This window comes from Rhodanobacter sp. C01 (genome assembly GCF_002001045.1).
Taxonomy (GTDB): domain Bacteria; phylum Pseudomonadota; class Gammaproteobacteria; order Xanthomonadales; family Rhodanobacteraceae; genus Rhodanobacter.
In genome coordinates, this window is record NZ_MUNR01000012.1 from 332,076 (window position 1) to 345,199 (window position 13,124).

General features: G+C 62.8%; 7 protein-coding genes. 2 read left to right on the forward strand and 5 right to left on the reverse strand.

What is annotated here, in order from left to right:
• The first annotated feature begins 101 nt into the window (after positions 1-101).
• Complete coding sequence (locus B0E50_RS13150) at positions 102-3,746, forward strand: DUF748 domain-containing protein (protein WP_077441734.1); 3,645 nt, start codon at positions 102-104, stop codon at positions 3,744-3,746.
• A 122-nt stretch (positions 3,747-3,868) separates the two neighbouring features.
• Complete coding sequence (kbl, locus tag B0E50_RS13155; RefSeq protein ID WP_077441736.1) at positions 3,869-5,068, forward strand: glycine C-acetyltransferase; 1,200 nt, start codon at positions 3,869-3,871, stop codon at positions 5,066-5,068.
• A gap of 40 nt (positions 5,069-5,108) precedes the next feature.
• On the opposite strand, the gene B0E50_RS13160 is transcribed toward kbl, so the two are convergent.
• From B0E50_RS13160 to acnD, 5 genes are all read right to left on the reverse strand, one after another.
• Positions 5,109-5,888, reverse strand: a complete 780-nt coding sequence (locus B0E50_RS13160) for a pseudouridine synthase (protein ID WP_077441738.1) — start codon at positions 5,886-5,888, stop codon at positions 5,109-5,111.
• A 153-nt stretch (positions 5,889-6,041) separates the two neighbouring features.
• Positions 6,042-7,193, reverse strand: coding sequence for an OmpA family protein (locus B0E50_RS13165; RefSeq protein WP_077441740.1), 1,152 nt, complete (start codon positions 7,191-7,193; stop codon positions 6,042-6,044).
• A gap of 379 nt (positions 7,194-7,572) precedes the next feature.
• Positions 7,573-9,024 carry a bifunctional 2-methylcitrate dehydratase/aconitate hydratase gene (locus B0E50_RS13170; protein WP_077441742.1) on the reverse strand — a complete coding sequence of 484 codons (1,452 nt, stop codon included), beginning with the start codon at positions 9,022-9,024 and terminating at the stop codon, positions 7,573-7,575.
• 127 nt (positions 9,025-9,151) lie between these two features.
• Positions 9,152-10,336 (reverse strand): 2-methylaconitate cis-trans isomerase PrpF, encoded by a 1,185-nt coding sequence (gene prpF / locus B0E50_RS13175; RefSeq protein ID WP_077441744.1) that lies wholly within the window; start codon positions 10,334-10,336, stop codon positions 9,152-9,154.
• Positions 10,337-10,481: 145 nt separating this feature from the next.
• A complete protein-coding gene (gene acnD, locus B0E50_RS13180) occupies positions 10,482-13,076 on the reverse strand; it encodes a Fe/S-dependent 2-methylisocitrate dehydratase AcnD (protein ID WP_077441746.1) in 2,595 nt (864 codons plus the stop codon).
• Between the last annotated feature and the right edge of the window lie 48 nt (positions 13,077-13,124).

Below are 13,124 nucleotides of genomic sequence, written 5' to 3' on the forward strand. Positions count from 1 at the left end.
CACTGACGCACCGACAGGCCGGCATGGCCTGTCGACATGGGAGTACCCGGCTGATCGAACCGGGTACCGACAGTTCGTGATGTCAAGGGAGCAACGACGGCATGGCAGACCGCAGTCCTTCGCACAGTGAACTGATCGCCGCGGGGCGCGAACGCGCCCGTGCCGTGTACCACTCCCATCGGCTGCGCAAAGGCCTGCTGATCCTCGGCGTGCTGCTGCTGATCTTCGGCCTGCTCGGCTTCCTTGCCGCGCCGCCGCTGATCAGGAGCCAGCTGCAGAGCCGCCTGGGTGCCATGCTTGGTCGCCCCGTCACCGTAGGCGATGTGCACCTCAATCCGTTCGCGCTGATACTGACACTCGACCGGCTGCATATCGGCGAGCGCGACGGCAAATCGCCGTTCGTCGATGTCGACCAGGTCGTCGTCAATGCCTCATGGACCTCGCTGTTCCGGATGGCACCGGTACTCGATGAGGTGCGTTTGCAGCACCCGCAGATTCATATCACGCGCACGGCACCGCAGCAGTTCAATTTCTCCGATCTGATCGAGCGCTTCGCCGGCAAACCGACGCAACCGAACGCACCGCCGGCACGCTTCGCGCTGTCCAACATCAGCGTGCACGCTGGCGACATCGCATTCGACGACAAGGTGCTGAATACCAGTCATCGCGTCGACCGGCTCGAACTCGGCATTCCGTTCATCGCCAACCTGCCGCGTGATACCGACGTGTTCGTGCAGCCCCTGCTGGCCATGCAGGTGGATGGCAGCCCGTTGCGGATTGGCGGCCAGACCAAGCCGTTTGCCGACAGCCGTGAATCGGCGATCGACTTCAAGATCGACCAGCTGGATCTGCCGCGCTATCTGAGTTACGTGCCAACGCCCTTGCCGGTGGCAATTCCCAGTGGCCAGTTGTCGGGCCAGCTCAAGCTGGATTTCATCGACAGGAATGCCACCCAGCAGATGAAGCTGAGCGGCAACCTGCAGCTGGACAACTTCGCGATCAACAACCACGACGGCTCGCCGATCGTCGCGCTGGGTCAGCTCAAGACCACACTGGCGGATGTCGAACCGCTGATATCGCGATATGACTTCGACACCATGGCACTCGACAAGACCACCCTGAACTACACGAGTCTGGCCGGTGGCCACAGCAACCTGGACGCGTTGATGGGTGGCAGCAAGACCCCGGACAAGCCAGCCTCGCCCGCCACCGATGCGCGTATCGCCACGCTGACCATCCAGAACAGCCAGATCGACTATGCCGACCTGAGCAGCCACACGCCGGCGCGGCTGTCGCTGGACAACCTGCATGGCACGATCCTGGGCTTCGCAACCCTGGGCACAACGCCAGCCAGGATCGATCTGAACGCCGGGCTGACCGGTGGCACCGTGCATATGGATGGTGCGCTGGCGATGAATGCGAGCCGCTTCACCGGCAACGCGGTATTGAACGGCGTGGGCCTGTCGCCACTCGTCGCGATGGCACCGCCCATGCTGAATGCACAGGTGAGCCACGGCAGCTTGGATGCAAGCGGACAGCTCGTAGCCGACTGGAGCAAGGCGTTCAACCTGCAGCTCGATGCAGCCAAGCTCGCCGTGAACGACTTTGCGCTGCAGCAGAAGAGCCGCACGCCGGTGGCCTGGAAGGCGCTGAATGCCGACATCACGCATCTGGACCTGGCAGGCAGCCATGCGGTTCTCGGCAATCTCAACCTGCAGGGGTTGAAGATCGACGCCCAGCGCTATCGCAACGGTCGCATCGACCTCACCGACCTGGTCAAGGCGTCCCCGTCCCACTCTACGAGCAAGAAAGCGGCGGCACCGGGATGGCACTGGAGCATCGCGCATGTCGGCATCGATGGCAGCGCCATTGCCTATCGCGACCTGGCGGTTCCGGGCAAGGCCGGGCACATCACCGTCAATGCCGACAAGTTCAGCATCGATGGCCTGTCCGACAACATGCACCAGCCGCTGAAGCTGGATCTGGCCGGTGGCATCGACAAGGGCAAGTATCGCGTCACCGGCTCCGTGCGACCGGAACCGCTCAACGCCGACCTGCATGTCACGGCGACCCGGCTGAACGTGGCACCGCTGCAATCCATGATTACGGTGCCGCTCAACGTGCACGTCGACAGCGCGCTGCTGAGCCTGAACGGCCGTGTGCGCTACAGCGATCGCAAGCCCGAGCCCCGTCTGAGTTATCGGGGGCGGCTCACGCTGGGGCGCGTGAATGTGCTGGACAACGTCACCAACGACGATTTCCTGCGCTGGAATTCGCTGGCTGCCAGCGACCTCGACGTACGCACCGGTGAAGGTGCCCCGCAGGTATCGGTCGGCGGCCTGGCGCTGGACAACTTCTACGCGCGCGTCATCGTCAACAGCAACGGGCGCCTGAACCTGCAGGATGTTGTGGCCTCACCACAGACCGCACCGGTTTCGGTGACGCAGGCAAATAACGGCACCACCGCACCCACCGCACCGGCAACCGCCCCGGTCGCTGTAGCCGCCAGTCCGACGGCCGCTGGACCCGCTGCCGCGGCAAGCAGCGCTGCACCGCCGCCGGTCATCCACATAGGCCAGATCGTTCTCGCGCGCGGCAATCTCAACTACACCGACAACTTCATCAAGCCCAACTACACCGCAAACATCACGCAGCTGGCCGGCAAGATCGGCGCGTTCGGTACCGCAAGCGGCGGTGCACCGGCTGATCTCACCCTGCAGGGCCAGCTCGACGACAACACGCCGATCAATATCGACGGCACGATCAATCCGTTGACACCGGTGGCGTTCCTCGACATCAAGGGGAAGGCCGACGGCGTGGAGCTGACGCACCTGACGCCCTATTCAAGCAAATACACCGGCTACCCGATCATCAAGGGTCGCCTCACCATGGACGTGCACTACGCACTCGACCAGGGCAAATTGAATGCCGACAACCATATCTTCCTGAGCCAGTTGACCTTCGGCGATCGCGTCGAGGGCAAGGGCATCAGTCATCTGCCGGTGAAACTGGCAGTGGCCCTGCTGAAGGACTCCCAGGGCAATATCGACGTCGATGTGCCGGTGACCGGATCGCTGAGCGATCCGCATTTCAGTTTCGGCAGCCTGATCTGGCACGCGTTCGTCAATCTGATCGGACGTGCCGTCACGTCGCCATTCCGCCTGCTCGCTTCAGCCATGGGCGGCAACCACCAGGATCTCGGCTACGTGGAATTTGCACCAGGCTCGAATGTGCTCGATGCCCAGGCGCAGGAGCGACTGGCCCAGATCGCCAAGATCCTCAACGAGAAAACCTCGCTCAATCTCGACATCATCGGCCGCGTGGATCCCCAGTTCGACGAGAACGGATTGCGCAAGGTCATGATGCAGGAACAGGTCGCGCACGAGATGGCCAAGGATCGCGATGGCGACGAGAACGATATCGCCGCCTTGTCCAAGCTCAGCCCCGATGACTACAACAAATACCTTACCAAGGCCTACAAGCACGCCAAGTTCTCCAAGCCACGCGACCTGATCGGTCTGACCAAGTCGCAGCCACCGGACGTGATGGAGAAACTGCTGCAGGCCAATGTGCAGGTCGATCAGGACGCGCTGCGCCACCTTGCCGAACGCCGCGCCGATGCGGTTCGCCAATGGTTCCGCGGCAAGCTGGACGACAAGCGTGTCTTCGTGTCGGCACCCAAGCTCGACGCCAAGGGCATCGACGACAAGGGCAAGACCACGCGCGTCGACTTCGGCATGCACTGATTGGCTGGGCTTCCCGGGCCATGCATATCGAAGATGCGCGGTCGCCAGCCTGCGTGCATGGTTTTCCGTAGCCGGAGAAAGGCTCACAATGAGCGCTTTCCCCCGACAGCGGACCCTTCTCCATGAGCTACCCCGGCCAGGCGCGTTACGCCAGCGAACTCGAATCCATCCGCGAACAGGGCCTGTTCAAGGCCGAGCGCATCATCACCTCGCCACAGTCCGCCGAGATCGAGCTGGAGGGCGGTCGCAAGGTGCTGAACTTCTGCGCGAACAACTATCTCGGCCTGGCTGACCATCCGGACGTGATCCAGGCGGCGAAGGATGCGCTCGACACGCATGGCTTCGGCATGGCCAGCGTGCGCTTCATCTGCGGTACGCAGGACCTGCACAAGCAGCTGGAGAAGAAGATCGCCGACTTCTTCGGCACCGAGGACACGATCCTCTACGCCGCCTGCTTCGATGCCAATGGCGGTCTGTACGAACCGCTGCTCGGCGAAGAGGATGCCGTCATCTCCGACGCGCTCAACCATGCCTCGATCATCGACGGTATCCGGCTGTGCAAGGCAAAACGTTTCCGGTACGCGAACAACGACATGGCCGATCTGGAGAAGCAATTGCAGGCCGCGGACGCCGCCGGCGCACGTACCAAGCTGATCAGCTCCGACGGTGCGTTCTCGATGGACGGCTTCATCGCGAAACTGGATGAAGTCACCGCGCTGGCCGCAAAGTACAACGCGCTGGTGCACATCGACGAATGCCATTGCACAGGCTTCCTCGGCGACACCGGCCGTGGCTCGGCCGAGGTCAATGGCGTGATGGACAAGATCGACCTCTTCACCGGTACGCTGGGCAAGGCACTTGGTGGCGCACTCGGCGGTTTCACCACGGGCCGTGCCGAAATGATCGAGATGTTGCGTCAGCGTTCGCGTCCGTACCTGTTTTCCAACTCGTTGCCGCCGCATGTGGTGGCTGCCGCGATCAAGGTGTTCGACATGCTCGCCTCGGCCGGCGACCTGCGCGATCGCGTGAAGGCGAACACCGCCTATTTTCGCGATCAGATGACCAAAGCCGGTTTCGACATCAAGCCGGGCGTGCACCCGATCGTGCCAGTGATGATCTACGACGCAAAGAAGGCCCAGGCCATGGCGTCGGCGCTGCTTGACGAGGGCATCTATGTCACCGGCTTCTTCTATCCGGTGGTGCCGCAGGGCCAGGCACGTATCCGCACGCAAATGAGTGCCGCACACACTCGCGAGCATCTCGATCATGCCATTGCTGCGTTCACCAAGGTAGGCCGACAGCTGGGTGTAATCGGCGCTTGACTCCGACCATGGCGGTAGCGACTTCAGTCGTTACCGCAGATCAGGCTCCGCCCTTGCGGGTATCGAGCGCAAGAACCTCGTCCGCACTCAGCCGGCGCCACTGTCCTTTCGCCAGATCGCCCAGTTGCAGCGTGCCGATCGCCACCCGGATCAATCGAAGCACATCAAAACCGAGCGCGGCCAGCAGGCGACGGATGTGCCGGTTGCGTCCTTCATCCAGTACGACCTCAAGCCAGGCGTTCTTCTCGCCGGCACGCAGCAAGGTAGCCCGTCGCGCCTTCAGCAGATCGCCACCGTCGCGAACGCCAGCATGCATCGCGGCCAGCATCGATGCATCCGGATGGCCGGCCACCTGCACGTGATAGGTCTTGTCCAGATGGGTGATCGGGTCGGTGATTCCAGCCGACCAGACAGTGTCATTGCTCAGCAGCAGCAAACCTTCACTGGCCTTGTCCAGACGTCCCACCGGCCCAAGCCAGGGTAGTCCGGCAGCGGCCAGTGCCGTGTAGACCGTGGCGCGTCCGTGCTCGTCGGCGGCACTGACGACCAGACCGCGCGGCTTGTTGAGCATCACATGGACGCGCTCGGCTGATTTCACCGGATTGCCGTCGACAGCCACCTCTTGCCTATCCAGCAGTGTCGGATGATACGGATCGAGTATCACGCGACCATCCAGACTCACGCGCCCCTCGCGTATCCATTGCTCGGCCTGGCTGCGGGAACAGGCACCCAGCTTGGACAACACCCGGGCCAGACCATGCCGTGGTGCTTGAGCCATCGATACGGCCATGCTGGTGGAACGGAAGGAGGTGCGCGACATTCGGCTAGCGTATAGGTCACTACCACAAGGCGACAAGGATTCGCGATTGCCACTGAGGTGCAGATCAGAAATCTTGTCAGCTACACCGGGCATGGGCAGGCAAAAAAAACCCGGCCGAAGCCGGGTTTTTTCATACTGCCTACTGAGGTTCGATTACTGCTGAACCTGCAGCTCCGTGCGACGGTTCTGTGCGCGACCGGCATCCGTGGCGTTGTCGCCAATCGGATCGTTCTCGCCATGACCGATCGGGCCTTCCAGACGGTCCGCAGCAATGCCGTGGGCGGTCAGGTAGTCATACACGATCTTCGCGCGACGCTCCGACAGACTCTGGTTGTACTCGGGAGTACCCTTCGAGTCGGTGTAGCCAGCCACGGTCACGTGCACCTGCGGGTAACGCTGCAGGGTGTCGACGGCCTGATCCAGAACCGACAACGAGTCCTTGGTCGGCTCGGCCAGCGACTTGGCGATGTCCTTCTCACCCTTCTTCGGGCGATCGAACTTGAAGTTGACACCACGCAGGTCGATCACGACCTTCTGCGGGCAACCATCCGGACCCACGACCGTGCCTTCCGGCAGGTTCGGGCACTTGTTGTCGCAGAGGTTCACGCCGTTGACGATCGTCTTCGAGCAGTCAGGAGCAGCCGGGGCCGGAGCCGGGGCGACCGGAGCCGCTGCCGGGGCGCCGAAGCGCGAAACGATGCTCAGACCCAGGAACCAGTCACCGTAACCGCTCTTGGCCGGGTTGGTCTTGTTGTCCCAGTCATAACGGTAGCCGGCTTCCACACGGATATCCGTGCTGTCGGTGACCGTCTTCGACACACCGCCGCCCAACTCTGCAGCCGGCGACCAGCCACTGGCATACGTGCTCTGGTGATGGCTACCCATGATGCCAGCCAGCGCGTAAGGACGCCATGCATTCCAGTCACCCGCGTAGAAACGGGCAACGGCGCCGACATTGGTGCTGGCCCAAGAATCCTGGCTGTGACCGCTTGCCCCAGGGCCTTCGACAACAGCGTTGTCAATCTTCCGCTTGGTGCGGTCAACAAACGCGTCGATCGAGATGTTCGGCGTGAAGAAGCGACCGAAGCCCAGGCCGTAGTAGAACTGGCGGCTGTTGGTATCGCGCTTGTGGTCGTTGTAATAGCCACCGATGGTCGGTGCGATGTACCAGCGGTCGTCGTAGCTCGACGTGGCCGTCTGGGTAGATGCGGAATCGGCTGCCGGAGCCGTGGTGTCCTGCGCATGAACGGCACCCACGCCGCCCAGGGCCAGCGCGATCAGAAAGTACAAGCCCTTACGTTTCATCAGGTGTCTCCTCATTTATTAAAATTTTTCGCGTCCGCCCAACCCCAACCGGAAATCGCGCGTCAGAACTGAACTACGTCACTCAGAGCCTTTGAAAGCCCCTGCTTGGCGTTCATGCGACAAGCGGCAGGGAGTGTAGCAAAATCGTTAAGCCGTTGGCACCTTAACGCATTTACAACCAATCGTCGGTGAGCCTTCGTTCAGGAAAGTTCTTTGTTGATCAGCACTCCGAGATTCGACTTTAACTGAAGCTTGCGCTTGTGGTCTATCGGATTTGAGCTTTCGTGCATTATCACTTAAAGAGGCAGGAAGGCCGGCAATTAAGTGGATTGCCCGCTGTCTAACCTGTTCCTGACTTAATCTCGCACTCACACCGTCTTTACAATGTGAAGAGGCCCAGGAATTGCTGTACCGGCATCGCATCGAGTCGGGCCGGGGCCTGTGTGGCCGCCATGATTGCCTTGACCTGATGTGCCGGCAGATGGCCCTGCATGGCCGCTTCGAATTTCTTCAGCAGCACAGGAATACCCTCGGCACGACGCTTGCGGTGGCCGATCGGATAATCAATCGATACCTTTTCCGTACTCGTGCCGTCCTTGAAGTACACCTGTACCGAATTGCCGATGTACCGCTTGGCCGGGTCGAAATAGTCCTTGGTGAACTGCGGGTTCTCGACCACCGTCATCTTGTCGCGCAGCACGTCAATGCGCGGATCGGCAGCAAGGTCATCGTTGTAATCGCTGGCCACCAGACGGCCGAAGATCAGTGGCACAGCCACCATGTACTGGATACAGTGATCGCGGTCGGCGTAATTCGCCAGTGGGCCGGTCTTGTCGATGATGCGGCAGCCCGCTGCCTGGGTCTCGATGACGATTTTCTCGATCTGATCGATCTTGCCTGCCACCTGGGTATGCAGCTGCATGGCGCACTCCACTGCGGTCTGTGCGTGGAACTCGGCCGGAAAGCTGATCTTGAAGAGGACGTTTTCCATCACGTAACTGCCGAACGGACGCTCGAACTCGAACGGCCGGCCCTTGAACGCGACGTCGTAGAAACCCCAGGTCTTCGCGCTCAGTGCAGATGGATAGCCGACCACCCCGCGATGGACCGCGTTGATCGCATGGGTGACCGCACGACGGCAGGCATCGCCAGCGGCCCAGCTCTTGCGCGGGCCGGTGTTCGGCGCGTGGCGGTAGGTGCGCAGCGCACCGTTGTCGATCCAGCTGTGCGACACGGCCGTGGTGATCTGCTCCTTGTCACCGCCCAGCATCGCGGTGGCGACTGCAGTGGATGCCAGGCGCACCAGGATCACGTGGTCCTGACCGACACGGTTGAAACTGTTGAGCAAGGCATAGCAGCCCTGGATCTCGTGAGCCTTGATCGCATAAGTCAGTACGTCGCGTACGGTCAGCGGCTGGCCACCTTCACGCTCGGCCTTGCGGCTCAGGTAGTCAGCCACCGCGAGGATCGCGCCGAGGTTATCCGATGGATGGCCCCATTCCGCCGCCAGCCAGGTGTCGTTGAAATCGAGCCAGCGGATCTGGGTGCCGATCGCAAACGCCGCCTGCACCGGATCCAGCTCATGGCTGGTACCCGGTACGCGGGCGCCGCCTGGCAGGTTCGCGCCCGGAACGACCGGACCGAGGTGCTTGACGCATTCAGGAAACTTCATCGCCAGCATCGCGGTGCCGAGCGAGTCGAGCAGCATGTAACGCGCGGTGTCGTAGGCCTCGGTCGAGTCGATCTTGTAGTCGGCGACGTAGTTGGCGATATCGACCATCGGCTGGTCGGGATCGGGACGTTTGGCGGAGCGGATGTCATGCACACTCACGAGGCTCGTCTCCAGGCAACACGGGCAACCATCATTGTGTCGGAATTGCTTGATCCTGTCGTTTGACGCAAACCTTGTCGAAGTTGCCTAACCACGTCACAGTGGAGTCGGTGCCATCCTTGCAGGCTCACCCAGCAGGCACACGAACCCAACCTTCCATCAGCACGCGCGCACTTCGGCTCATGATCGCCTTGGTGACGGTCCAGATACCATCAACCAGCGCCGCCTCAGCGCCCACCCGCAACGTCCCTGACGGATGGCCAAAGCGCACCGCCTGGCGCTCGCCACCACCTGCCGCCATGTTCACAAGCGTGCCTGGAATGGCTGCTGCGGTGCCGATGGCCACCGCCGCCGTACCCATCATGGCGTGATGCAGCTTGCCCATCGACATCGCGCGCACGAGCAGGTCGACGTCGCCCGCCGCCACTGGCTTGCCACTCGACGCGACGTAATCGGCCGGCCTGGCGACGAAGGCCACCTTCGGCGTGTGCTGGCGCGTGGCGATCTCCTCGAGCGAGCCGATCAGGCCCATGCGCAGCGCGCCGTGCGCGCGAATGGTCTCGAACATCGCCAACGCCTTGGCATCGCTGTTGATGGCGTCCTGCAGCTCCGTGCCGGTGTAGCCGATCGCGGAGGCCTCGACGAAAATCGTTGGAATACCGGCGTTGATCATGGTCGCCTTGAGCGTGCCGACACCCGGCACTTCCAGGTCGTCGATGAGGTGGCCAGTAGGGAACATGGCCCCACCCGCGCCATCTTCCTCGGCGGCTGGCTCCATGAATTCCAGCTGCACTTCGGCCGCAGGGAAAGTCACGCCATCCAGCTCGAAATCACCGGTTTCCTGCACCGCGCCGTCGGTCATCGGCACATGGGCAATGATTGTCTTGCCTATGTTGGCCTGCCAGATGCGCACGATGGCGACGCCGTCGCGCTGTATGCGCGCGGGATCGACCAGGCCACCCGCAATGGCAAACGGGCCGACCGCCGCCGACAGGTTGCCGCAGTTGCCGCTCCAGTCGACGAAGGCCTGGTCGATCGCCACCTGGCCGAACAGGTAGTCCACGTCGTGGTCCGCACGACTGCTCCTGGACACGATCACCGTCTTGCTGGTGCTGGAGGTGGCGCCGCCCATGCCATCGATCTGCTTGCCGTAGGGGTCGGGGCTGCCGATCACGCGCAGCAGCAACGCATCGCGCGCGGCGCCCGGCACCTGCGCCGCCTCGGGCAGGTCCTCAAGGCGGAAGAACACGCCCTTGCTGGTGCCACCGCGCAGATAGGTGGCGGGAATGCGGATCTGGGGAGCATGCGCCATGTGTCTGTCGTCCTGTGGTTACGGGCTACGCCATGCAAGTGGAGTCACGAATGCAAGGTGATACTGCTCAGGAGTGTCGAATGACTCGTCATTCCAGCAAATGTCCCGTCATTCCTGCGAAAGCGGGAATGACGGGCAGAAGCGATCACGCCGCCTGCGTGGCCTCGAGGAAGTCCTGCGCGAAGCGCTGCAGCACACCACCCGCCTCGTAGATCAGCACTTCCTCGGCGGTATCGAGGCGGCAGATCACCGGCACCTCGACGCGTTCGCCATTCTTGCGATGGATGACCAGCGTGAGATCCGCGCACGGCTTGCGCGCGCCGACCACGTCGAAGGTCTCGGTGCCGTCGATGCCCAGCATCTTGCGGTTGGTGCCGGGCTTGAACTCCAGCGGAAGCACGCCCATGCCGATCAGGTTGGTGCGGTGGATGCGCTCGAAGCCTTCCGCTGCGATCGCCTCCACGCCCGCCAGGCGCACGCCCTTCGCCGCCCAGTCGCGCGAGGAGCCCTGGCCATAGTCGGCACCGGCGATCACGATCAATGACTGCTTGCGGTCCATGTAGGTCTCGATCGCTTCCCACATGCGCATGACCTTGCCTTCCGGCTCCACGCGGGCCAGCGAACCCTTCTTCACTACACCGTCGACCACCGCCATCTCGTTGAGCAAGGTGGGATTGGCGAAGGTGGCACGCTGCGCGGTGAGGTGGTCACCGCGATGTGTCGCGTACGAGTTGAAGTCCTCTTCCGGCAGGCCCATCTTGGCGAGGTACTCGCCCGCCGCACTATCGAGCATGATCGCGTTCGACGGCGACAGATGATCGGTGGTGATGTTGTCGCCGAGCACCGCCAATGGACGCATACCCTTGAGCGCGCGCTCACCCGCGAGGGCGCCCTCCCAATACGGCGGACGGCGAATGTAGGTGCTCTGCAAGCGCCAGTCGTACAGCGGCGCGGCGCTCGTGCCGGCGTGGCCGGAGCGCGCGAACATCGGATCGTAGACCTTGCGGAACTGCTCGGGCTTCACGCTGGAGGCCACGATCGCGTCGATCTCTTCGTCGGTGGGCCAGATGTCCTTGAGCGTCACCGGTTGGCGGTTCGCATCAAGGCCAAGCACATCCTTCTCGATATCGAAGCGAATGGTACCTGCGATGGCGTACGCCACCACCAGCGGCGGCGAAGCCAGGAAGGCCTGCTTGGCATACGGATGGATGCGACCGTCGAAGTTGCGGTTGCCGGACAGCACGGCGGTGGCGTACAAGTCGCGATCGATGATCTCCTGCTGGACCGCCGGATCGAGCGCGCCGGACATGCCGTTGCAGGTGGTGCACGCGAACGCGACGATGCCGAAGCCGAGCTGTTCCAGCTCGGACAACAGGTTCGCCTCTTTCAGGTACATCTCCACAGCCTTGGAGCCAGGGGCGAGCGAGCTCTTTACCCACGGCTTGCGGGTAAGGCCGCGCGCGTTCGCGTTGCGCGCCAGCAGGGCCGCCGCGATCACGTTGCGCGGATTGCTGGTATTGGTGCAGCTGGTGATGGCGGCGATGATCACCGCGCCATCGGGCATCTGGCCCGGCTGTTCCGTCCACTCACCGGCGATGCCGCGCGCAGCGAGATCCGACGTGGGCAGGCGCTTGTGCGGGTTGGACGGGCCAGCCATGTTGCGCACCACCGAAGACAGATCGAACGTCAGCGTGCGCTCGTACTGAGCATGCGCCAACGTGTCGGCCCACAGGCCGGCGGCCTTGGCGTAAGTCTCCACCAGCTTGACCTGCTCGTCGCTGCGACCGGTGAGGCGCAGGTAGTCGATGGTCTGGTCGTCGATGAAGAACATCGAGGCGGTGGCACCGTATTCGGGCGCCATGTTGGAGATGGTGGCGCGATCGCCCAGCGTCAGGCTGGCCGCGCCTTCGCCGCGGAATTCCAGGTACGCACCGACCACCTTCTGCTTGCGCAGGAACTCGGTGAGCTCGAGCACGATGTCGGTGGCGGTGATGCCGGGCTGGCGCTTGCCGGTGAGCTCGACGCCCACGATGTCGGGCAGGCGCATCCACGAGGCACGGCCGAGCATCACGCTCTCTGCCTCCAGGCCGCCTACGCCGATGGCGATGACACCGAGCGCATCCACGTGCGGCGTATGGCTGTCGGTGCCCACGCAGGTATCGGGATAGGCCACACCGTCTTGAACCTGGATAACCGGCGACATCTTCTCCAGATTGATCTGGTGCATGATGCCGTTGCCCGGCGGGATCACGTCGACGTTCTCGAACGCCTTCTTGGTCCAGTTGATGAAGTGGAAGCGGTCCTCGTTGCGGCGATCCTCGATCGCGCGGTTCTTCGCAAATGCATTCGGGTCGAAGCCGCCGCACTCCACTGCCAGCGAGTGGTCGACGATCAACTGCACCGGCACCACCGGGTTCACCTTGGCCGGGTCCCCGCCGCGCTCGGCAATCGCGTCGCGCAGGCCGGCCAGGTCCACCAGCGCCGTCTGGCCGAGGATGTCATGGCATACGACGCGCGCCGGAAACCACGGGAAATCGCGCTCGCGCTTGCGCTCGATGAGCTGCTTGAGCGACTCGGTGAGGATCGCCGGATCGCAACGGCGCACCAGGTTCTCGGCGAGCACGCGAGAGGTGTACGGCAGCGCGTCATAGGCGCCCTGCTGGATCGCCTCCACGGCAGCACGTGCATCGAAATAATCCAGCGACGTGCCGGGTAAGGATTGGCGGTAGACGGTATTCATGGATATCCAGAACCTTAGAGATAAACGCCTGGCTGACCGCAAGCCGAC